Origin of the sequence: Rhodococcus sp. UYP9 (genome assembly GCF_040547235.1) — a bacterium.
Lineage (GTDB): Bacteria > Actinomycetota > Actinomycetes > Mycobacteriales > Mycobacteriaceae > Rhodococcoides.
This window is the reverse complement of record NZ_JBEPPH010000010.1, coordinates 19222-41996: the sequence shown is the minus strand read 5'-3', so window position 1 is coordinate 41996 and position 22775 is coordinate 19222. Positions and strand designations below refer to the sequence as shown.

Annotated in this window: 16 protein-coding genes; 12 read left to right on the top strand and 4 right to left on the bottom strand. The window is 60.3% G+C overall.

Features of this window, described 5'->3' with window-relative positions; translation table 11 throughout:
- Positions 1 to 6: 6 nt before the first annotated feature.
- A complete protein-coding gene (locus ABIB36_RS20965; protein WP_354563287.1) occupies positions 7 to 1887 on the bottom strand; it encodes a DUF262 domain-containing protein in 1881 nt (626 codons plus the stop codon).
- 546 nt (positions 1888 to 2433) lie between these two features.
- On the opposite strand from ABIB36_RS20965, the gene ABIB36_RS20960 reads away from it, so the two are divergent.
- From ABIB36_RS20960 to ABIB36_RS20945, 4 genes are all read left to right on the top strand, one after another.
- Positions 2434 to 6162, top strand: a complete 3729-nt coding sequence (locus ABIB36_RS20960; protein WP_354563290.1) for an Eco57I restriction-modification methylase domain-containing protein — start codon at positions 2434 to 2436, stop codon at positions 6160 to 6162.
- Positions 6159 to 9545, top strand: a complete 3387-nt coding sequence (locus ABIB36_RS20955; RefSeq protein ID WP_354563292.1) for a helicase-related protein — start codon at positions 6159 to 6161, stop codon at positions 9543 to 9545. Before ABIB36_RS20960 ends, ABIB36_RS20955 begins: the two co-directional genes overlap by 4 nt.
- A gap of 228 nt (positions 9546 to 9773) precedes the next feature.
- On the top strand, positions 9774 to 10196 hold the full coding sequence (locus ABIB36_RS20950; RefSeq protein WP_354563294.1) for a DUF1016 N-terminal domain-containing protein: 423 nt from the start codon (positions 9774 to 9776) through the stop codon (positions 10194 to 10196).
- Positions 10197 to 10244: 48 nt separating this feature from the next.
- Positions 10245 to 10625, top strand: a complete 381-nt coding sequence (locus tag ABIB36_RS20945; RefSeq protein WP_354563296.1) for a PDDEXK nuclease domain-containing protein — start codon at positions 10245 to 10247, stop codon at positions 10623 to 10625.
- Positions 10626 to 11123: 498 nt separating this feature from the next.
- Here the strand turns inward: ABIB36_RS20945 and ABIB36_RS20940 are convergent, their stop codons facing one another.
- The gene (locus ABIB36_RS20940) at positions 11124 to 11441 is read right to left on the bottom strand and encodes an ArsR/SmtB family transcription factor (protein WP_354563298.1); all 318 of its coding nucleotides are present in this window, start codon (positions 11439 to 11441) and stop codon (positions 11124 to 11126) included.
- Positions 11442 to 11530: 89 nt separating this feature from the next.
- Between ABIB36_RS20940 and ABIB36_RS20935 the strand changes: the two genes are divergently transcribed.
- A complete protein-coding gene (locus ABIB36_RS20935) occupies positions 11531 to 12589 on the top strand; it encodes an SDR family oxidoreductase (protein WP_354563301.1) in 1059 nt (352 codons plus the stop codon).
- Between the two features lie 102 nt (positions 12590 to 12691).
- On the opposite strand, the gene ABIB36_RS20930 is transcribed toward ABIB36_RS20935, so the two are convergent.
- Positions 12692 to 13615, bottom strand: coding sequence for a LysR family transcriptional regulator (locus ABIB36_RS20930; protein WP_354563303.1), 924 nt, complete (start codon positions 13613 to 13615; stop codon positions 12692 to 12694).
- A gap of 118 nt (positions 13616 to 13733) precedes the next feature.
- Here ABIB36_RS20930 and ABIB36_RS20925 point away from each other — a divergent pair, with 118 nt between their 5' ends.
- From ABIB36_RS20925 to ABIB36_RS20915, 3 genes are all read left to right on the top strand, one after another.
- The gene (locus ABIB36_RS20925; protein WP_354563305.1) at positions 13734 to 14186 is read left to right on the top strand and encodes a cupin domain-containing protein; all 453 of its coding nucleotides are present in this window, start codon (positions 13734 to 13736) and stop codon (positions 14184 to 14186) included.
- A gap of 98 nt (positions 14187 to 14284) precedes the next feature.
- Complete coding sequence (locus tag ABIB36_RS20920; protein ID WP_354563307.1) at positions 14285 to 15523, top strand: MFS transporter; 1239 nt, start codon at positions 14285 to 14287, stop codon at positions 15521 to 15523.
- The gene (locus ABIB36_RS20915; RefSeq protein WP_354571679.1) at positions 15520 to 16494 is read left to right on the top strand and encodes an alpha/beta hydrolase; all 975 of its coding nucleotides are present in this window, start codon (positions 15520 to 15522) and stop codon (positions 16492 to 16494) included. The genes ABIB36_RS20920 and ABIB36_RS20915 overlap by 4 nt, the downstream gene beginning before the upstream one ends.
- Positions 16495 to 16645: 151 nt before the next feature.
- Here ABIB36_RS20915 and ABIB36_RS20910 read toward each other — a convergent pair whose 3' ends face one another.
- Positions 16646 to 18043, bottom strand: a complete 1398-nt coding sequence (locus ABIB36_RS20910) for an IS1380 family transposase (protein WP_354563312.1) — start codon at positions 18041 to 18043, stop codon at positions 16646 to 16648.
- An 856-nt stretch (positions 18044 to 18899) separates the two neighbouring features.
- Here ABIB36_RS20910 and ABIB36_RS20905 point away from each other — a divergent pair.
- The 4 genes from ABIB36_RS20905 to ABIB36_RS20890 all read left to right on the top strand — a co-directional run bounded on the left by ABIB36_RS20905 (position 18900) and on the right by ABIB36_RS20890 (position 22766).
- Entirely contained in the window at positions 18900 to 19568 is a 669-nt protein-coding gene (locus ABIB36_RS20905; protein ID WP_354563314.1) for a TraI DNA relaxase, read from the top strand.
- Positions 19562 to 21481 (top strand): type IV secretory system conjugative DNA transfer family protein, encoded by a 1920-nt coding sequence (locus tag ABIB36_RS20900; RefSeq protein ID WP_354563317.1) that lies wholly within the window; start codon positions 19562 to 19564, stop codon positions 21479 to 21481. Before ABIB36_RS20905 ends, ABIB36_RS20900 begins: the two co-directional genes overlap by 7 nt.
- Positions 21478 to 21906, top strand: coding sequence for a DUF4913 domain-containing protein (locus tag ABIB36_RS20895; RefSeq protein WP_354563319.1), 429 nt, complete (start codon positions 21478 to 21480; stop codon positions 21904 to 21906). The genes ABIB36_RS20900 and ABIB36_RS20895 overlap by 4 nt, the downstream gene beginning before the upstream one ends.
- A gap of 245 nt (positions 21907 to 22151) precedes the next feature.
- A complete protein-coding gene (locus tag ABIB36_RS20890) occupies positions 22152 to 22766 on the top strand; it encodes a hypothetical protein (protein ID WP_354563321.1) in 615 nt (204 codons plus the stop codon).
- Positions 22767 to 22775 lie beyond the last annotated feature (9 nt).

The window sequence follows — 22775 nt, the reverse complement described above, 5'->3', positions numbered from 1 at the left end:
CCACGCCTATGGTGTTGTGCTCGCAATCGGGTTCGGACCGGGCCATGCTTCGCAGATGCTCTTGGCCAGCTCGACCGACCGGTTGTTGATGTCCGACTCAGTCCACGTCTCGGCGTGACGGTCAATAATCTCCTTATTGAGCACCAACACACTGAACTTGCTGAGTAACGATCGCTTGCCCCGCCCCGCTTCCTTACCTGTGGGAGCCACTTTCACGGCCTCGCTATCGGTCCACGGGCGATGCGAGAGCGATCCATTGAGGCCCTGCGTCACAAGGGTCAAGTTCCCCAAAGTATTGACCGCGGAATCCCGCCGTCGCGTGGCCGCGTCGTCGAGTGACGGGTTTTCGTCCCAGTGCTTTCTCCACTTCTGCGGCATCACATGCTCAATCTGCAACGGCTCGGCAATGGTGACGCTCTCGTGCCGTTTCGTCCGGAGCAGCTGCTCAATGCGTTCGAGTACCACTCTCAACCGGTTCTGCCGAATGTTCGCATACATCCTTAGCTCCGGAACGCGTTCGACCAGTTCAGAATCCGTCGGCCACAGTCTGGCGTCGGCCGTCTGAATCGTCAGGAACCCGCGCACCAATGTCCCGATCTTGTCGGCACCGTCCTTGTCGAACATCGACAGTATCGACACCATTGTCTTGTTGACGTCTTTCATGGTGTATCGGAGCAAGGTACGGCGTATCACCCAACTTTCGAGCGCCGACAATGCGATCGTAATCTGGTCCTCGGGAATCTTGTGGTTGTCGGAGATGATCCACAGCAACAGAGGTGTGGTCGCAGCGAGCTCGAACTCCTGCACCACCGTGCGATGAAACCTGCCGGCCGCAGTATCCGAGGGCTTCTGGGCCAGCTCTCGGTACTTGCGAGCGTCGAGCAGCAGTTCGCTGAGCAACCCTTCCGCCGCGGTTACCGTGGTCATCAAAGCTTCGGCATACTCGACAAACCTTCTGAATGTATCGTCAGTGAGGACCTCATTGCGGGTTCGCATAGTGAGCCAGTACTGAAGAAACGTATCGATGCGTGACCGCAGGTGACGACCTTGGGCAACCTCCTCACGCCACCACTCGTCATCGAACTCCGACCAGAACTTTTCTGGCCAGTTCTCGATGTCTGCTCGAAGCCGCTCACCTTGTTGAAAAACCCAATTCTTGACCAGATCTGCCTTCAAGAGGGGGGTACCGCGGTCGTTGAGTGTCTCAAAGATCAGTTGTGAGTCGTCGTGGCCCGACAAGTTGATAGCCACGACGTACAGCCGAGATTGAAGCACGTCGGTCAGAGCTCGTACCCGTTGCAGCTCGTCCCCGACGGCACCGCTGTTCGTATCAGTGATCCAGGCATGGATCTCGGACTTGAAGAAGTTGTGGGCTTGGACCACACGATGATCGCCGAATGCAGTCGTGTCAGCGGCGTCCATGACGGCAGCGAATGCATCTCTGTCCAGGCGCGACGGCCAGAGCTTGAGCCGGTCTGGTTTATTGCGGAAACGGTTTGCTGAGTTGAAGGTCAGCTCGTTCAGAGCCTCTGCGTCATCTACATACCCGAGCGTCTCGAACACTTTCTGTGCTGCGTCGAGGAGCAGTTGCAGCGTCGTAGTGCGCTGCTGACCATCGATGACCGAGTGTCGCGTGACGTCGCCGGACGACGCGGGTTTGGATTTGAAGACGATTGCTCCGAGGAAATGTCCGCCCACCCGTTCGAGCGCGTCCGGGTCTTCACCGGCGTCGAGGACTTTGAGTACGACACGCTGCACGTCCTCCCATAGCGGTGCCCACTGATCTACTTCTGACCACACGTACGGTCTTTGAAAGACCGGTATTTCGTAATGCACCGCGCTATCGAACAAGGCTTTCGGCGGCAAAGCGTCGGCTTTCAAGGGCATGCCTCTCGATCGGGGTGTGGCGACACTATGGTGCCTTGATCAAGCCCACGCCGAAAAACAAGGGTTCGATGATTCGGCCGAACGCCCGGTTTGTCAGGAGGGCGGGCAGCAGCTTCCAACCCGAAACCACGGTGCGTGAGCCACGCTGGACGCAGGCCGATCCCCCTCCGTTCATCATGTGCAAACTAGGGTCATCAACGTTGACCATGTCGTAGGTGTACCAAACACGGAGGCTCAGTGAGCGATTTCGAGCAATTCCTCGGTGACGCGGATGTCCGTGAAATCCCGTGGGCAAAGCCATCCGGTGCCCCAGTTTCGCTTACTACCGACAGGGTGCTCATCGCGGACGGTATCGACGCCCTCGAAATCGCAGTGGCCTCTGCGGCAGCCCGACCCAAGGTCGACGAGGTCCGTCGGTTGTGGGCTGCAAGATGGGGCCGTCGGGCGGCACCAGTCGTACTTGTAGTCGCATACATCGTCGACGGAGCCTATAAAGCCGCGGTGTGCGGGACGAAGGACGACCCTGTCGTCCTAACCGACTTGGACTTGTCGCAGGTCGAGCGGATTTGCACGGCCGCGCTGGCTGCGCCAGACCCGGTTAACGCCGAACGCGCCTTTCACCGACTCCTTGTCGGGCAGAAAGATCAGTTGGTGGCCGGCCTCACCAATGCTGGGCTGTTTGCCTCTCACGAGTTGAGGGCGGGCGTTCCCACGCGACCGGACTGGCAGAGTGAACGCGAAAAGGGAAGTGCACTGCTGCGGCAACGCGGAACCGACTTGATCCGTGGTCTGGGGTACAAGGTAACTCCCCACGGATCTAGTGCGCTGATTCTGACATCGAACGATACCCACCGGGCGGTTGCCGTGCTGCTCGATGACCACGAGGTGTTCGACCGCCCAACCGCCCGCTTCGGCGCGGTATCGCCGGTCGCGCAGGGTCTCGCGATCGCTCAGCAACAGGGTTTGCCTTGGCTCGTGGTGACCAGAGGAACCCAAATTCGGCTCTACCCTGCAAAACCTGACGTCGGCGTCGGGCGCAAGGGCCAGGCAGAGACGTTCACGGAACTCGACCTGGCATTGTTGGCCGACGACGACGCCGCGTACTTACCACTACTCTTCTCCTCCGACGCCCTGGGCTCCAACGGCAGTGTTTCCGCAATACTGGCCGCATCGTCCGATCACGCCGCCGCACTGGGAAAGCGGCTCCGCGACCGGGTATACGTCGATGTCGTCCCACAGTTAGCCGTTGCGGTCGCCAACCGGATGCGCGCAACCTCGGAGGCCGATCTTGCCGAGGCATACCACCGGACCCTGGTCATCCTGTTCCGATTGCTGTTCGTCTCATACGCAGAGGACAGGGGTCTGCTTCCGTACCAACGCAACCCCCGTTACACCAAGAAAGCACTGAAGACCACAGCCCGCGAGCTGGCCGAAAACCCTCACATAATCTTCGATCCGGACGCCACCGACCGGTGGGACGACCTTCTAGCAATCTGGCGCGCAGTCGACGACGGAAACAAAGAATGGGGCGTACCGGCATACAACGGTGGCCTTTTCGCCAGTGACGATGTGCATCCTTCAGGTAGAGCCATAGCCACAATGCGGATGACAAACGCCGAGATCGGCCCAGCGCTGAGATCGCTTGTCGTCGACACCGGAGAGGATGGAACGTTTGGTCCCGTCGACTTTCGATCTCTGTCTGTGCGCGAGTTCGGCACGATCTACGAAGGCCTGCTCGAATCATCACTCAGTATCGCGCCCAACGACCTAACAGTCGATCAGAAGACAGGAGCATATCTACCTGCAAAGCCATCGGAGACCATCGAAGTCCCGTCAGGCCAGGTCTACTTCCACAACGCCTCTGGATCACGTAAAGCCTCCGGCTCCTACTTCACGAAAGCGTTCGCAGTAGAGCACCTGCTCGACGCATCTCTTGAGCCAGCCCTGACCGAACACCTTGCCGGCGTCGCCACATTGCTTGAGTCAGGTGACGACGCCCAGGCCGCTGAGAAGTTCTTCGATTTTCGCGTGGCCGACCTCGCCATGGGATCCGGACACTTCCTCGTCGCTGCAATCGATCGCATCGAGAATCGGTTCGCAACGTTTCTGGCAACCCGCCCGATCCCTGAGGTGACGGAGGAATTGCGTCGGTTGACCCTTACTGCCCAAGAAGCACTAGGTGCGGAATCACTTGACATCGAGTTGGAATCCCGGGCGGTGCTCCGGCGCCAGATCGCGCGCAGATGTATATATGGTCTGGACTTGAATCTGATCGCCGTGGAGCTGGCACGCCTAGCGATTTGGATCCACACATTCGTACCCGGACTCCCTATGAGTTCACTGTCGCACGGACTTGTCGTCGGCAACAGCTTGACTGGAATCGCCACCGTCGACGAGGTACTGGACATCCTCGATCCCGACACGAGCGACGGCACCATCAGCATGTTCGAGGATCAAATTCTCGACGAGTTGAACACTGCGCGTGAGCGACTATTAAGAGTCGCCCGTACTTCCGAAGCGACGAAGAAGGAAGTGCGGGAAGCAGCCAAAGCACACGCCCAAGCTATGCGAGATGCGCAGGACGTCTCGGCAATCTTCGACGCAGCCATCGCTACACGATTGGGTTTGATAGGCCGTGTAGCGACCCCAGACGTCGCTATTCGAGCTGCTGCGGACCCCAAAGTGGCCGAACAGGTAAAGCACCTGAAGGCAGCGCACTTTCCGGTGCTCTTTCCTGAAGTGTTTCTCCGCCAGAATCCCGGTTTCGATGTTCTGCTCGGCAACCCACCATGGGAAGAAGCCACAGTTGAGAAATTGGGCTGGTGGACCCTGCGTTTTCCAGGATTGAAGAGCCAGGCACAGAAAGCGCAGAAAGAACGGATTGCCGAGCTTGAGGCGACTCGGGCCGACCTTGTATCTGAGTATGAGGCTGAAGTTGTCGAAACGGCCCTGTTACGTCGAGCGCTCCTGAGCGGCCCATTTGCCGGTATGGGTAGAGGCGACCCAGACTTGTACAAGGCCTTCACCTGGAGGTTCTGGCAGACAGCTCGCCAGGACGGCGCTATCGGCACAGTGTTGCCACGCAGTGCGCTAAGCGCGGCGGGAAGCGCAGAGTGGCGAAACGAAGTTTTGACTGGAGGAACCTTCTCCGACGTCACCCTTTTGGTCAATCATGGGAAATGGGTTTTTGAAGAAGTTCACCCCCAATACACTATTGGTTTGGTCGCGATCCGTAAGGGCCGTAAGCATTCGGGGGCCCTGCAACTGCGTGGCCCGTTTGCGTCGTTAACTGAGTATCGAGAAAAAATTAAAATAGGTAAAGCCACCGTCCTCGCAGAGGACTTTATATCATGGTCTGAAAGCGCTGCATTTCCAGCCATTCCGGACGTGACTGCACTACAGATATTTGTCAAAATGCGTCAGGCACCACGGCTCGACTCAAAACTTGGCAGATGGCGCGCCCGGCCAGTTACTGAATTTCACGCAACGAGCGACAAGAAGCATTTTTCACTGGATTTGAGCAACCCAGAGGGGTGGCCGGTCTACAAGGGGGCTTCGTTCGATCTTTGGGAACCTGATACCGGCACTTATTATGGGTGGGGCGAACCTGACCATGTAATTGCCGAACTGCAGGCTCGGCGGGTGCGGGGCCTTCGGTACACGCGATCTGCATTTTCTGAATTCGATCCAGCGGTGATTCACGACATAGACACCCTTCCTTGCCTGCATCCGAGGATCATGTTCAGAGACATAACGCGATCGACCGACACGCGGACAATGCGCGCAGCTTTGGTCGCGCCTGGGACAGTGGCGACCAACAAGGCCCCATATTTCGTCTTTCCGTTCGGGAGCGGCGCCGAAGAGGCGTATTTGCTGGGGATCTTGTGCAGCATTCCCTTGGACTGGATCGCCCGCACAGTGGTCGAGATAAGTATGAACTTCCATATCTTGAACGGCCTACCAATACCTCGACCCGAAGCTGACAGTGCAGTAGCCGTTCGAGTCGTCGAGATTGCGGGCCGCCTGGCGGCTGTAGACGATCGCTACAGCGATTGGGCAGACGAGGTCGGTGTCAAAACCGGTTCCGTCACCGACGAAGGAATGAAATCTGATCTTGTGGCCGAACTCGACGCACTGGTTAGCCTATTGTACGACCTCGACCGCGGAGAGGTAGAGCACGTCTTCGAGACCTTCCACCGGGGGTGGAACTACCAACCACGTCTGACCGCGGTACTGAGCCATTTCGACTCTTGGAAGATCAAGGCAACAACGTGAACAACGACGAACTCACCGCAACGTATCGGGCGGAATTCAGCACCAACAAGGAAGGAATCGAACGAGTCGCGGACGCGATAAACGGCCTGCTGGGAGGCCTCCGCACCCGTCTCGTCGTTCCCCCGGCCCTCGCTATAGCTACGGCCTACTTCAACCCAGGCGGGTTCAACCTCTTAGCCGATGAGCTCGAGCAAACCGGAGGGGTGAGGCTTCTACTCGGTGCCGAGCCAATCGAAGCCGAGGACCGACCCCGCGTACGCGCGCTGGCCGAACGCCGCCGCCGCCGAGGTCCCTCACCGGAAGTGCAACGCGCGCTCGAGGGCCACCGTCGTTCTCTCGAAGAGGATCGCGACCTCCTCGGCTTTACGCGAGAGGCTGACAACCAGGCCCGCCGCCTTGTTCGATGGCTGAGAGACAACCCCTTTGTGCAGGTACGACGCTACGAAGACGGATTCTTGCATGGGAAAGCGTTCATCGTCGAGACCGATGCGACGGGCGTCATCGCCGGATCGTCGAACTTCACCTACGCGGGCCTTGCCAAGAACAAAGAACTCAACCTCGGCAAATACGACCCTCACACTGTCAACCAAGTATTGGACTGGTTCAACGAGCAGTGGGAGGCGTCGGCACCCTACGATCTGGCTGCCTTGTTCGAGGCTCGCTGGTCACAGCACCAACCGTGGGATGTGTTCCTCCGAATGCTGTTCGAGCTCTACGGAGCTGACCTCGACGAAGAGACCGCCATCTCCTCCCGACTGGGTTTGACGGCCTTCCAGGCAGACGGTGTCTGGCGCGCCCGCCGCATTCTCGCACGGCGTAAAGGCGTCCTCATCGCCGACGAAGTCGGACTCGGCAAGACCTTCCTTGCCGGCGAGCTGATCCACGAGGCCGTCTTCGATCGCCGCCAGAAGGTACTCATCATCTGCCCTGCAACTTTGCGTGATTCGACGTGGACACCGTTCCTGCGGGAGAAGAATCTGCGCGCCGACGTTCTGTCGTTCGAGCAGCTGGTCGCTGACATCGAAGATGCAGGTGCACGAACAGCGAGGCTGCAAGCGCTCGACGAATACGCCATGGTGGTCGTCGACGAGGCCCACGCGCTCCGCAACGACAAGACGCTGCGCGCAGATGCGATGCGGCAGTTGCTGTCCGGGCCCAATCCGAAGGATCTCGTCGAACTGACTGCGACGCCGGTCAACAACAGTCTCGGAGATCTGTACAACTTGATCACGTATTTCGCGCCGAACGACGCTGCGTTCGGCGATATCGGTATCCCCTCGCTTCGCGCGTACTTTCAGCGTGCAATCGCGATGAATCCCGATGATCTCTCCCCCGAGCATCTGTTCGACGTTCTCGACGAAGTGGCCGTTCGCCGCACCCGTCGGTTCGTCAAGAACCACTACGTCGGGGACAAGATCATCATCAACGGTGTCGAGAAGGAGATCACGTTCCCGACCTGCCGGGTGGTCAAGGTTGATTACAACCTCAACGAGGTACTGCCCGGAGTGTTCGACGACCTCGCGATCGCGCTCGGCGCGAACGTGCAGGATGACGCCGATTCCGATGCCCTCGCCGCCGGTGTGATCCTCGACGACCCCGGCGCGGTGCTGACTATGGCGCGGTACGTGCCTTCCCGCTTTCGCAAGGACGGCGACACCGAGCAGTACGAGGCTCAGAATGCGGGTCTGCTCCGGTCAGGTCTGCTCAAGCGATTCGAGTCGTCGTCGTTTGCGTTCGAACGCACCGTCGGCAAGATGATCGGCTCCCACGATCAGTTTCTCGCCGCACTGGACGCTGGCCTCGTCCTGACCGGCGACACCCTGCGGGAGTGGGCGACGACCAACGTCGAGGACGTCGACGAGTGGATGGACTCATTGGACGATCTGGACGGTGTCGCTCCTGCCGCTGACTACGATGTCGTGGCGCTCACCGACGCCGTGCGCGCGGACCGCGCTCTGCTCGAAGCATTCGAGCTCCGGGTACGCACGGTCCATTCGGGCACCGATCCCAAGATCAAGGCCCTCGTCGAGGAGCTCGCCGCCATCGCCCACGACGCCACTGCCGAGGGCATCGGTGAGCAGGACACCTGCAACAAGCGCAAGGTTCTGGTGTTCACGTACTTCGCGGACACCGCGCGATATCTCGAGGCTGCCTTGGTGGGTGCGATACAAACGGATCCGCGGCTTGCGGTGTACCAGGGACGCGCGGTCACCGTGAGCGGTCCGGACAAGATCAACCGGTCCGACGTCATCATCGGTTTCGCGCCGCTCACCGCCGGAACCGGCGTGGAAGAAGACAAGTACGACCTCATCGTGACCACCGACGTTCTCGCCGAAGGCGTCAATCTGCAGCAGGCTCGGCACATCATCAACTACGACCTGCCCTGGAACCCGATGCGTCTGGTGCAGCGCCATGGCCGCATCGACCGCATCGGATCACCGCACACGGAAGTGTTCATGCGGTGTTTCTTCCCTGACGTCGACCTCGACAGGCTGCTGCGCTTGGAAGAACGGTTGCAACGCAAGCTCAAACAGGCGGCGGCGTCGATCGGTGTCGGTGAAGTCCTCCCCGGCGTCGACCCGGTCGATCGCAGCATCACCGACACACGAGAGCGCATCGAGCAGATCCGGCGGGAAGAAGCGGCGCTGTTCAACGATGACGGCAACGCCACGCTCTCCGGAGAGGAATACCGCAGGCGACTGGCCAATGCGTTCCGCGACACGAACACCAAGCATCGCGTCCTCGCCCTGCCGTGGGGCTCGGGCACCGGCTTCGCGCGAGCAGGAGCCGATCCTGGCTTCGTGTTCTGCGCGCGCATCGGTGACCACGCGAAGCCCTGGTATCGATATGTCCCCCTGAATGCGGACTTGACCGTGCAGACTGTCGGCGACGATCCCGTCGTTGTCGAGGACACTCTGTCGTGCCTGGCGCACGCCGACCCCCAGGTCGAGACGACGCCGGTGATCCTGGGCGAAACCATGTACGAGGCAGCGTTCGCCGCGTGGGCGATAGCGCAGCAGCACATCCACACGCAGTGGATGTATCAGACCGACCCTGCGAATCTCGCAGCTCAGGTACCGCGGGTGATGCGCGATGCGGCAGCTCTGGTTCGCGATCACGGCAGCTTTCTCGGCGATCTGCAGGATTCGCTGGCGACCAGGCTCAATGCACCGTATGCGTTGCGTATTCAACGCGAGATTCGCCGCGAGCTGACCATGGCAGGCGTATCGGACCGCGACAGAGTTCTTGCGTTGCGGGACTTGGCTGATCTTCGCGGGCTGACTCCGCCTCCCGCGCCGCCTGTGCTGCCGGTGATCGACTCCAACGACATCTACCTGGTCTGCTGGACGGCGATAACACCGGCGAATCCTGTTGTTGCATAACAATTCGTCCGATGCCGAGCGTGCGAATAGGCCCCTGGTCGGCTTGACATAAGGGTTTCATATCGGTGTTCGGGTTTCCTCTCGGGCAACACGGACGGCGCGACGGCACCGGCGCGTTGCACGACAGTCGAGCCGATGGACCGACCTTCTGCCGCGCCGCCTCGTCGGACACAGCACCATCTCGTCGGACGCAGCACCGACCGCCCTCCCCGTGCGAGGATGAAGCCGATGAGTGCACGCGAGGATCGGATCGAGCCGACCGGATACGGCGATTTGCTCGAACAGATCAAGACGCAGGTGCGGCGCGCCCGCGTACAGGTTGCACGCGCAGTCAACACCGAGCTCATCGAGCTGTACTGGCAGATCGGCATGTCGATTCGTCGGCGCCAGGAACACGAAGGGTGGGGTACGAAGGTCATCGCCCGTCTCGCCGACGACCTGCGGACCGAGTTCCCCCAGATGCGGGGACTCTCGCAGCGCAATCTGGTGTACATGCGAACCTTCGCTGGTGAGTTTCCCGAACCAAGTGCGCAACACGCTGTTGCGCACTTGCCCTGGGGCCATGTCACCGTCTTACTCGATCGTGTTCCGGACGCTGCGACACGCAACTGGAACGCCGAACGAGCCGTACAAGCCGTACATCACGGCTGATCACGCGCCACGCTGACCCATCACATCAGTTCCCGACGACACCTCCGAGTGGGGAGTGCACCGAACAACTTCCCTGCCACGTTAGCTGCACACGAGTCGGATCTGGCCCACAGCATTCTCCAGGACCCGTACAACCTCGACTCCGTGCACAGTGAACACGAACTCGAAGACGCACTGATCGGTCGTCTCACCCATTTCCTGAGCGAACTCGGTGCCGAGTTCGCCTTCGTAGGCCGCCAGTACAAGATCGCCACAGGTCAGCGGGACCATTTTCTGGACCTACTGTTCTTCCACCTGGGACTACGCCGGTTCGTGGTCTTCGAACTCAAAGTCGGTCAGGCTGAACCCGAACACATCGGCAAACTGAGTTTCTATGTCAACGCCGTCAACGATCAACTTTGCAAACCCGAGCACGGCGACGGGCGCTGATGATGGGATCGAAGCGACTCCCCCGTGCTCCCTTTTCGCCGGGCACCACGCGACCGCGTCTGAGAATCCACGGCATCGGTTCCTGCTCGGCCCGCATGTGTTCGTACATCGAACCGGTCTCGGACCCGGGAACCACGAGCGTTGATTCCGGCCGGCCGGCCGGCGCTGTGCGCGTCCATACCGAACCCGGCCGACAGTCAGGTCAGAGAGCGCCGGGCAGGTCCAGGCTGAACCCTTCCGGCGCGCCTGCGTTGTCGATGACGCAGAACCGGTTGTCCTCGGTACCTGCAATCTTCGTACGAGTTATGAAATTCGGGCAGCACTCCAGCTTCCTTCATGAGCAGCCGGTGCCATCTGGAATCCACCTGTACGCAATTCTGGGATGGTCAGTAGCGCACGGCGCGGGAAGCGAATGCCTCGAACCGGGACGTGACTTCTGACTCAGACTGGCCAGACACAGCCATGCTCAGGCCCTGGCACTCCATATGCGGTGACCATTTACAGATCGATACGAATCGTTTCCGTAAGCCGTTGGAGGTAATCAGCGTTTCGCTTGTAATGAATCCACGGCCCGATCTTCGTGCTCACCACCAGATTTGCGCGTTGCAACACTGCCATATATTGAGACGCGGTCGACTGCGAAACCCCCGCACGTGACTGTATGTGCTTGAGACACACTCCGACTTCCTCCGCCGGTTCCGACTGAGGCGGGAAGCTGCCAGGATCCTTGAGGGATCGCAAAATAGCCAGCCGTGCCGGATTCCCCAGCGCGCTGAAGACCGCAGCTAGTTCCACCGCATCCAGTTGCTTGCTCACCCGTGCCACTGTACTCGATATCGCGATATCCCGATATGTGTGGTTCAATCGCAATATCGCAATATCGCGATACGATGACAGGAGCGGACATGAACCAGAGAAGACGCCAAGCGGTCGTAGTTGGAGCTCGGGGGGTGATCGGAGGCAACCTCGTCGACCATCTACAGCAGAGCGGAGACTGGGACATCGTCGGCCTCTCACGCCGTGGTGGCGACGATGGCGAAAATCTACGACACATCGCGGTCGATCTGCTCGACATCGAGGACACGCGCCGGAAACTCGCCGGGCTTACCGAGGTGACCCACATTTTCTATGCCGCGTATCAAGACCGGCCTACCTGGGCGGAGCTCGTACCGCCGAATCTTGCCATGTTGGTCAATGTGGTGTGCGTCATCGAAGATAGCTCGCCGGCGCTTGAGCACGTCAGCCTGATGCAGGGATACAAGGTCTATGGAGCGCACCTGGGACCATTCAAAACGCCTGCCCGTGAGAGTGATCCACCGCACATGCCTCCCGAGTTCAACGTCGACCAACAGAACTTCTTGGAGACGCGCCAGCAGGGCAAGAACTGGACGTGGTCGGCGATACGCCCCTCGGTGGTATGCGGGTTCGCACTGGGGAACCCCATGAATCTGGCGCTGGTTATAGCCGTGTACGCAACGATGTGCGCGAAGCTGGGGGTTCCGATGAGGTTCCCCGGCAAACTAGGGGCGTACAACTCTCTGTTGGAGATGACGGACGCGGGTTTATTGGCAGAAGCGACCGTGTGGGCGGCGACGACGTCCGAATGCGCCAATCAGGCTTTCAACATCAACAACGGTGATCTCTTCCGGTGGAATGATTTGTGGCCGAAGATCGCGACGTACTTCGCTTTGGACGTTGCAACTCCGCTGCCGATGTCACTCGATACCGTCATGGCAGACAAAGAGCCGGTGTGGGATGCGATCGTGAACGAGAACGGACTAGCCGACGTCACGTATGCCGAGGTATCTTCTTGGGGTTTCGGTGATTTCGTGTTTGCCTGGGACTACGACGTGATCGCAGACGGATCCAAGGCGCGTCGCCTCGGATTCAATCGCCATATAGACACCGAATCCATGTTCGTTCAGATCTTCGACGACCTGAAAGCACGGAAAGTTATTCCCTGATCCCCTGCTTGGGACAGCCGCACGGTGAGCACAGCCGCCGGACCTCGTGCGGCTGCCCCAGCGATAACGGTTTGGTCTGCAAGCTCGACCGCGGACCCCATGTCAAGCGCGACCACTCCCTCGTACGACCGCCGAAAACTCGGCACTTCGAACAGAGGTGTCGAACTCTCGCCGAACTGTGCGAAGCAGCAGTGCGATGAACGCTTCGGCGAGCGGATCGGGTAGGGCTCGGGTGTACGCAGCCAGCGACCTGGAGATCGTCGGTGCAGGACTGCGGACCGAACCAGCGAAGTCGTGGGGTATGAGAGATGCAGGGATCAGTGCGACCCCAAGACCGGCCGCGGCCAACACCGGCGCCGAAGCCGACTGCTCTGTTCGCACGGCTATCTTGGGGCGGAACCCCGCTGTTCTGCACGCTGAGTCCACCACCTCGGACAAACCATTTTCGGGAGCGTAATGGACCCACCTCTCATCCCGAAGTGCTCCTATATCGATCTCCTGTAGCGCATTCTGCAGCGTCTCGTTGGATGGGGCACCCACGACCACGAACCGTTCAGATCCCAATTCATGAACGTCACCGACCCAATTGTTCGGCGTTGGTCCGATCGCAACATCGGCCTGTCCTGCCTCCATCGCGGTCACCAGTTCGCCTGCGTGCCTGTGTTCGAAAAGCCGAACGTCGATACCGGGATGCTCACCACTCCACAGAGTCAACGCCGCGGGCAGGATGCCCAGGCTGATCGAATAGACAGTTGCGATCTTCAGTTCCCCGGCAGCGAGTGCATCCACATCCCTGGCTGCTGAGCGCGCTTGATCCGCGTTCTGCAGACTGGCCTGCGCAAACGGCAGCATCGCCCGTCCCGCGGGGGTAGGCAATATCCACCTACTCGACCTCTCGATCAGTCTGGTCCCGATCGATTTTTCCAACGCCGCAATCTGGTGAGACATCGCTGGCTGAGAGACGTGGAGAGCCTCGGCCGCCCGGGTGAAGGAACCGTCCTCGATCACCTGTACCAGGTACTCCATTTGCCGCAGCGTGAACATAAACAATCCTTATCGGTGGCATGTAACCAATGTCTTGGACTTATTCTTTCATCTATTTGAGACTTGGAACACAGCGACACAGATGCAGAGAAGGGGACGCATGACAATCGATCAGAGTTACCTCGACGACCTGCCACTTGCAGGCGACGTGGTCGGACTGGCTTTCGACGGATGGACTGATCTGTTGCGTAGGGAATTCGAGGCAAACGCCCAGAACGGCAACGTCGGCGGTGTATTGCTTTCCGAAACAGACCGATTGCGGGTGTGGGCGATCACCTTGGGTGCGGGCGAACGCCTCCCCGCACACCGGCATGTACTCGACTACATGTGGACGGCGCTCACTCCGGGCGCAAGTCTTCAGCACACCCACGACGGGACGACACGCGCCGTCCGATACAACGCTGGGGAGACCCGAAACTATATTTTCGAGTCCGGCGAATTCTTGTTGCACGACCTCGAAAACACAGGAACCACCACACTCTCGTTCATAACCGTGGAGCTGAAAAATAGTGCCAACGAGGCGCTCACGCTGAACAGCGGACCCAAGAGATGACCTCGGACATGGTAAAGGCCGGCCCGCAGTCGACGATCAAACGATCGCGAGGAAAACAGTCAAAACCGTTGACTCCTCGCCAGGTTGGCCTGGCGGCAATGATGGGCAACGCTATCGAGCTGTACGACTTCATCCTGTACTCTTTCATCGCCGCAACCGTGTTCGGCCCGCTGTTCTTTCCCAACTTCGAGCCCTGGCTCGGAACTCTGGCAGCTCTGTCAGGCCATGCAGTTGCGTTCCTGGTCCGTCCGTTTGGTGCAGTCATCTTCGGACGCATCGGTGACCGACTGGGACGCAAACCCGCACTGCTCCTGTCTCTGAGCCTGATGGGTATCGCAACAGTCGGTATCGGGGTGCTACCCACATACACCGCACTTGGAATAGCTGCACCGCTCCTACTGGTTTCGCTACGGCTGGTGCAAGGAGTCGCAATCGGTGGCGAGTATCCGGGAGCAGTGGTCGTAGCGGTCGAACACGCACCCAAGCGACTGGCTACTTTCTACGGAGCTTTTCCCCAGATCGGCAACATGCTTGGAATACTGCTTGCAGGGACGTCGCTGCTGATCGTCAATTCGGTCGTAAGTCCGGCGGCGTGGATCGACTGGGCTTGGCGGATCCCTTTCCTGTTCAGTGGGGTTCTGGTCGTCTTCGGGCTCTTGCTACGTCGCCGTCTTGCCGAAACGCCGGCTTTCCTCGAAGTAGCAGACAAGATGGCTGGCGAACGCGAGGAAGCGGGGAGCCTGAAAACGCTCTTCACCGAATCGCGCCGGCCCTTGATGATCGGCATCTTGATGTGGATAGGTCCAGTTACCTTCGGTTACGCGTTCTTGACCAGCCTCCTGGCTTATGTCAAGAACTACCACCCAGAGTTGTCTCCGATGACCGTTCAGATCGGGCTGGTCATCACGGGCATCACACTTGTCGGATTGGTCGCCGGCACTGCACGGCTTGGAGACCGCCTCGGCCGAGAAAAGGTTGTGATTGTCTCCGGGATACTCACCATCGTGTGGGCGGTGCCGTCCTACCTTCTGGTCGGATCCGGAATTGGTTGGGCACTGTGGATCGCAATGGCGGTTGGTTCGGTGTCCTACGGCATCTTCGGTGGTGTCGCACCATCCCTGATGTCACAGTTGTTCGAGACAAAGGTGCGGTACATGGGCGTTGCGGTGACGATTGCGGCCAGCGCTTTGATCGGCGGGGCGATCCTGCCACTACCGACACTCGCTCTTGTCGGTCAGACAGATGGTTCGCCGGTCCCCATGATGGCGATGATGGTTCTGTCAGGTATTGCCACGACTATCGGCGGCGTGCTGCTGCGCAGACACAACTCGCGATGACATTGCTCAACGTTGTGCCAACACCGAAAGGCGCCCATGAGGTCAGCGACGTGCTCGCTAGTCTCGAGGGCGTCCTCTTCCCTCCGCGACGGGAGACATCACCGAAACGTGATGTGCAGACGATTCGAGAGACTACAAAGCGATACATCGACTATCAGAATCCACCGATCCCGATGCACAGAATCCTCGACTTCGACGTACCCGTAGTAAATGGACGCATTCGAGTCCGAATTTTCTACCCCACCGCCGAGCGCGGCGGGCCTGCGGTAATTCACCTCCATGGTGGTGGCTGGGTCGCGGGAGACCTACAAATTTACGATCGGCCCACACGCAGACTCGCTCAGTCCATACTCTGTCCAGTCGTCCTGGTCGAGTACCGTCTTGCCCCAGAATATTGTTTCCCGACACCACTGAACGACTGCGTGACGGCGATTCGGTGGGTATATTCGAACTCCAGCGCACTCGACATCGACGGACAGCGACTCGGAGTGATCGGAGACAGCGCAGGCGGCCAGCTTGCGGCCGCAGCCTGCCTAATACTCCAACGAGACCCAGAACTGCAGATCGCTTTCCAAGCATTGATTTACCCAGTTGTCGATCACTCTTCACGCACTTTCTCGTACACCGAATTCGAGAGCGGGTTCGGTCTCACGCGGGCAACGATGTCATGGAATTGGAATCAATACCTATTGCCAGGCACAGATCGGACTGATCCTAGAATCTCGCCCATCTCGTCAGTAGGTATATCCACCACAGCGGCTGCCAACTTCGTAGCGACCGCTGAGTTCGACATTCTGCGGGACGCTGGCGAACTCTATGCGCATCAGCTTGCAGCGGTACGCCGTCCAGTTCAGTTACGCCGATACAACGGCACCATTCATGGCTTCTTCCTGCTCGACTCTCTATTTCCACAGTCAGATGTAATGGTCGGCCACCTGGCGCACGCCGCGACGACTGCCTTCGCGATCTAGTTGTTTAGCCTCGATCCACCGACTGAGGTGATGCATTGTGGTCGGTGACTGAATTGTGGGGTCGGGGTCTTCTGGGCGTGTGTCGTCCGCTGGTCTACCCAGCGTTTCCACGATTGTCGTTGTTCGGGCCGAGTCGGCGTGTCGGTCAGGATCAGGCAGTCGAAGGTGGACTGAACCCAATGATGTTGCGCCATAGTTGAAGCCATGCGTCGAGCCATGGCCACTTTCGCGGCAGGTGCAGCGTGGGTGCGCGCTGCGGCCGCACGAAACGCGCGGGAATGTTGACGATCTTCCGCCGTAGCGTCATTCCGCGGGCCTTCGCGTGCCGCCCGCCTGCCACGGTTCCGGCAGCGCGCAGTAGGTTGTGCGCGATCGCTGCGCACTGCACCCACGCGGAGTTCGCGCCGAACGATCCCGAGGGCATGTGCGCGAGCGGTCCGTCGATCAGATCCGAGAACACGGTTTCGATGATCGCGTGTGCCCGGTGAACGACATCGGCGGTCGTCGTCGGCAGGGTGCTGTTGGTGAAAAACGGGTGATACCGCCACACCGGGAACAGTGCATCGCGGTAGCGGGCGTCTTTGACCCGCCGGACGATCAACCGTGCGGTGACAGGATGAGCGGTGGAAGAGAAAGCGGTGAAAGCTGTTTCAGCGACCTCTGCGTCGGAGATCCAGCCACCGGTGTCGGGGTCGCGGACCGCGCCCGGATATCGCACGGCCGTCCACGCATCGTCGGTGATGGAATCGATGGCTCGTTGGACGAGGCGGTTCTTGATCAGGACGAACGAGAACTCGACGGAGGCGTTGACGCAGGCACGTACGACACGGCTGTTGCCGTAGGCGGAGTCGCCGCGGACCATGATCTTTCCCGTCGCGCCGGCCATCCGGGCGGTGGCGATGGCGTGGGCGACCATCCGAGCGGCTCCGGTACCGGACCCTGCTTTGCCTGCTCGCAGCCGCATGCCGGTGATCACCGGAGCCGAGTCGGCGGTACTGATGATCGTCGCGAGCGGTGAAAGTCCTTTGCGGAGGATCTGCTTGCCCGCGATTTTGGAGTGACCGTAGGAGGCACCTTGTTTGGCGTGACCGTAGACCGGGCGCAGGAGCGAGTCGATGTCGACGAATGCGCGGTCCGCGATGCCGGGCAGGATCTCGGTGCGGTGAGCGAGAGCAACGAGGTGTTCGCGCAGGACCGATTCGAGTTGCCGATTGTGGCCGAACGTGAACTCGCGCAACAATGTTCCGACGGTAGAGGGTGCGTAGACGGAGTCGAAGAGGTGTTTCGTACCGCCGGACCGGAGGAGGTCGATGTCGTCGATACTGTCAGCACCCGCGCACATCGCCGCGATCAACGTCGTCAACTTCGGTGCCAGATTTGCGGTACCCGATGTGATCTTCGGGGCGGTGATCGACACCTTGTCCGCCAGCAGTTCGGTCAATCCGGTCTGGTCGGCAAGGGCCATGATCGGCAGCAGTCCCGCGCAGGACACGAGGTGATCGTCGTCGAACTTCGCGGAATCAGGGTGGAAGGTGTGGGATGATCGCACTGGAAGTGTCCTGTTGGTCTGGTCCGATTTTTTGTGTGAGAACTCAAATCATTCCAGGTCGGAGGGCACTTTCTTCAGTTCGACACCCCACTACCTCCCAGATTCATCGGTGGATCGAGGTTTAGGTGCCGGGCCTGACCGGTTCAAGATTGTGGTTTTCACCCGTGCCTTACCGATTGCGCGGCCGATGCCGTTCGGCGGTCGCTAGGTTCCACGGTTCGAGGCGAGGCCTTTCGGGTCGAAGGGACAGCTGGTCTGGTCAGGTGGGCGCGAGTAACGCCGCCAACCGGGCCAGCACGGTGATGATGAGGGACGACCGCGCGGTCTTCGATAAGCGAAGATGTTGCGACCATGCCAAGGGTTTTACGCCACGGGGACAGGCTTGCGAGTAGCTGATATCGATGCGTGGCACCATCAAAACTGCTCGGTTCATTCCCAATTTCCAAGTCGACTATTCAACACGTCCCAGCGTTGCAGCACTATCCCCACGCTCGAAGATGACCTGGGTAGCTCAACTCCCACGCAGCGCCTGCGAGCCGGTACCCGACGCAGTGATCCAACATTGCGTTCTTGGCGCACCATTCGACCGGTGAGCCGCCATCTACGGAATAGCTGACGAAGTCCAAGACAGATGCTGTGCCCTAAGCAGATGGGTTAAGGTAACTAGTGTTCGACCGTCGATGAGGGTCACGGTCGAGCGTCCATCCAGCAACAGCGCTGCACTGCAAGCCCTTTGGCTCGGTGCACGATCTGTGAGCTGGCCGACGCTCCTAGTGAAGGCCCTCATGCCATTTTCATTTCTGTTCGTTTCGAATAATTCCGAAGATTTGCCAGCTTCCGACGGTGGTGACCGTCGATGAACACTGGTTCCGTATCCACAGGCGAGCACCAGCGTCGGTCGCAGATCGCGGCCGCCGCGTACGAACGCGGCCGCCGCGCCGCCCTCGCCGCGATACACCGCAAGGGTCTGCATCAACGGGCTCAGACGCGGCGTGATGTCGTACAGACACGACCGGCCGAATACCGACCACGCAGCGATAGCCGAGCATTCAACATGATCGACACCGACCTGGCGCTGGCGCGGGCCGCTGCATACATGGCCGCAGCAACAGTCGCGCACGAGATGATCCCCACCGAAGCCATCCCGAACGAACAAGCGGCACAGGACTGGTCCGCAGCCGCACTCAACCGGACAGGCGTCCACGAAGACGCCTGGCGCGAACGGCTCACCGACGCCGGCATCGACGAGGCAGTCCTACGACCCGGATTGTCTGTCGACGCACTCGACGAGCTACCAGCGCAACTCGACGGCCTCGACTTCGACGAGATCGCCGAACACACCCTCGACGTGTCCTCCACAGCAGCCGATGTCGAACCGATCCGATTGTCCGACCTCATGCTCGAGACACCATCGCAGACCCAGTCCTCCGACTCGGCTATCGACGTCACCGGCAACCTCGCACAGGTCATCGAACTCGACCACGGCCGCGACGCAGCCTTCGAGGGCGGTGTGGACACATGGTGATCAAGAAACCGACCTCCAAGGGCGCCGGCACCTCATCCACAGCGTTCCCCCTGCTCGTAATCGGCGCGATGGTGGTGTTGATCCTGCTCGCCTACGTCTCACTTTGGGCCGGTCACACCCTCACCGGCACCAACGAGCACATTCCTGTAAACCCGCTCGCAGCATTGCTTTCCGTCACAGGCGGCACAGTGACCTGGCCGGCGACCTCGACGTGGGTGTTCGTCATCGCGTTCGTCATCGTTTGCGGCCTCATCGGAGTCGGAGCGGCCGCGCTCCAGTCCAGGACCGGACACACTGCGGTCGATGCAAAGGCGCGGCTGATGGGATCCACCTCGGAGCTGACCGGGGTGACCGGTTCGCAAGCAGCCGAGCGTGCGAGAACACTACGACCCGATCTCGCGGGGATCGAAACACTCGACGATGCCGATATCGGTGTGATCGTCGGCCGCACCGTGCAAGGTGACCGGAAAGTGTTCATGTCCTGGGAGGACATGCTCTTCGCCCTCGCCGGACCTCGTATGGGTAAGACCGCAGCCCTGGCGATCGACGCCTTGTGCACCGCACCGGGGGCGGCACTGTTCACCTCCAACAAGCGCGATGGCCACGACTTCACCCGCGGTGTCCGCGAGGAGCTCGGCACGGTGTGGCGCTACGACCTGCAAGGCATCGCCGAAGGCCCGCTCACCACAGGCGACGGGTTTTGGTGGAATCCGCTGCGCGGAGTCGACACCATCGTCGCTGCCCGCAAGCTCGCCTCGTACTTCGCTGCCGCATCTCGCGATGATTCGGCCAAAGTCGATGCCTACTTCGATGGTGGTGCGCAGGAACTGCTCGCGCAGATGATGTTCGCCGCCTCGTGCGGGCGCGGGGATCTGCTGCACGTCTACGGCTGGCTCTCCAACGAAGAGAACGAGCTCCCCCAACATCTCCTCGAAGCCCGGGGCCACCACATCGTGGCACTGCGCCTCAAGTCGGTGCGCGAGCTCAACCCGCGTCAGCGAGATGGTCTGTACGACATGGCACGCCGGTTCATCGGTCTGCTGGAGGAGAAGTCGTACGCAATGTCGATCGTGCCGCCGAACCGAACCGATCTCTCCACCGAGGACACGCCGGACACGAAGATCGGGCGCGGTGTGAAGTATCCGCACGCGATGAACGAATTCGTCGTCGACGATTTCGTCACGAGCACCGACACTCTCTACGCCCTGTCGAAAGAAGGCCCCGATTCCTCGGCGGCGTTGACCACGGCCTTGATCGGGTCGATCATCGACGCGGCGCAGCGCAAGGCCCGTTCGAGTCCTCGCGGTCGGGTGCCGGTGCCGATGCTCTGTGTACTCGACGAGGCCGCGAACGTCTGCCGCCTCCCAGAGCTTCCGGCGTGGTACTCCCACCTCGGTTCGCAAGGGATCTGCGTGATGACAATCGTGCAGAACCTCTCCCAAGCCCAACGAGTGTGGGGACAGGACGGGGTCAAGCAGCTCCTCGATGCCGCGAACTTCCTCTGGTACGGAGGCGGACTCAAGGACAAGACCACCCTGTCCGAGCTGTCGGCACTCGTGGGTGATCACGACGTCGAACGCTGGTCGAACTCCCGCAGCGGCGGCATCTTCGACGGCGGTTCGTCCTCTCGGTCGCAGTCCTGGTCGAAAGAGGCGATTCTCACCGTCGATGACCTCGCCGCGATCCCGAAGACCCGGGCACTGGTGCAGATTTCAGGAAACCGGCCGGTGCTGGTGAAAAAGGTCTACTGGTCCGATGGCCCGAACGCCGAAGCCATCACCGCCTCGTTCGACCGCTACGGCATCCCGGAAACCGCCACCGCCTCCGACAGTGATGAGGACTTGGAGGCGCGGTACGTGCCTGCCGAAGTTTCTGCTGCCGGCACCATCTCCGACGAGGAGCCTTTCCTGTGACCGCCACGCACGAAAGCGATCTCGCCGCCGGCACCGACTCCGATGCTGCGACGCCGTCGACGAAGTTCCCGACGTTCAACGCCTGGTTCGATTCGTGGTTCTCAGCGATCATCGCCCGGAAACTGTCCTCTACGGAGGGCAAGAATCGTGTGTTCTGCCCATGTTGGTGGGAGCACTCCGAGGTCGTTGTGCGGCTGCATTCACTGTGGACTGCGTGGGAGGGCGCGACCGCATCAGAGGATGGCGCGGCGATGTCGGGGTGGTGGGTTCACCACGCCGACCCGCAACTGCGCACCATGCTCGACGCCGAGCACGGGCCGATGTATCGGTGCACCAGCGGAAGCGGCGGGCATCAAACGACACCGCCGATGCGCAACAAGCTCACTCCCGCACCTGCCGGATGGTTCGACGAACTCAGCGGCTGACCGAACAACAACCTGACACAACCTGATGTGAAACCAAGGTGCCCTGGTGGGTCCGGCAAGACCCACCAGGGCCGATGTGGCCGGAGATCACGCCTCCAGCCGTCGATGACGTTAGCGACCCCCGTCCATTTCGGGCGGTGCGGGTGCACGCGAGCGTCTCGCGGAATCAAGGAGCGCGATACCCATGGCCAAAAAATCTGAAGACCAACTCGATTTGTTCGCCGACACAGAGGACAGTGATAGCCATGATCGACCCGACGACTCAGGACGTGATGAAGCTTTACCTCGACTACGTAGGGTTGCCGCCGGAGTTGAATCCTCAGGAGCAGCAGCAGTTTCTCGAACGCGAGAGCAGCAGGATCTCGGAGCGGATCGACAACATGAAGGTCCATATGCAGGACCAGGCACTGAGCCGTTACGTCAAGGAAAACGGGCATCCGGCCCCGTACCTGACGCAGGTGGGGCTGATCGAACAAGCCTGGGCGGACGCGACGAAGTTCGTGATCGACGAGGAGATTTACAACGAACTCCCACAGGACATGGAGGCGTATCCGGAGGACTTGGAGAGTCGGAGCTCGATGGAGGAACGCGATCGAGCGCGGATTCAGGTGCATCGCGGCGACCCGGAGAGGTGGCGCAACCCGCTGAACTGCGAGGATCCGAGCAAGGAAGCGGAGCAGCTGACGGACCTGCTGTGGGCGGAGAAGCCGCCGAGGTTCGGGTACTACGCGGTGCATCTGATCCAGGCGAGGATCGAGGACGGTCAGCCCTACCCGACGTCGATCGCTCACCCTCTGTATCCGTCGTTCACGAACCTGCTCGACGATCGGACGGCCGAGCACTCGGCACGCGGAAAGTAAACCGGCGCA

Coding starts and splice junctions, on each gene's coding strand:
- ABIB36_RS20965 (WP_354563287.1), bottom strand. CDS start 1,887: ATGCCCTTGAAAGCCGACGCTTTGCCGCCGAAAGCCTTGTTCGATAGC.
- ABIB36_RS20950 (WP_354563294.1), top strand. CDS start 9,774: ATGAGTGCACGCGAGGATCGGATCGAGCCGACCGGATACGGCGATTTG.
- ABIB36_RS20935 (WP_354563301.1), top strand. CDS start 11,531: ATGAACCAGAGAAGACGCCAAGCGGTCGTAGTTGGAGCTCGGGGGGTG.
- ABIB36_RS20930 (WP_354563303.1), bottom strand. CDS start 13,615: ATGGAGTACCTGGTACAGGTGATCGAGGACGGTTCCTTCACCCGGGCG.
- ABIB36_RS20925 (WP_354563305.1), top strand. CDS start 13,734: ATGACAATCGATCAGAGTTACCTCGACGACCTGCCACTTGCAGGCGAC.
- ABIB36_RS20920 (WP_354563307.1), top strand. CDS start 14,285: ATGATGGGCAACGCTATCGAGCTGTACGACTTCATCCTGTACTCTTTC.
- ABIB36_RS20915 (WP_354571679.1), top strand. CDS start 15,520: ATGACATTGCTCAACGTTGTGCCAACACCGAAAGGCGCCCATGAGGTC.
- ABIB36_RS20905 (WP_354563314.1), top strand. CDS start 18,900: ATGAACACTGGTTCCGTATCCACAGGCGAGCACCAGCGTCGGTCGCAG.
- ABIB36_RS20900 (WP_354563317.1), top strand. CDS start 19,562: ATGGTGATCAAGAAACCGACCTCCAAGGGCGCCGGCACCTCATCCACA.
- ABIB36_RS20890 (WP_354563321.1), top strand. CDS start 22,152: ATGATCGACCCGACGACTCAGGACGTGATGAAGCTTTACCTCGACTAC.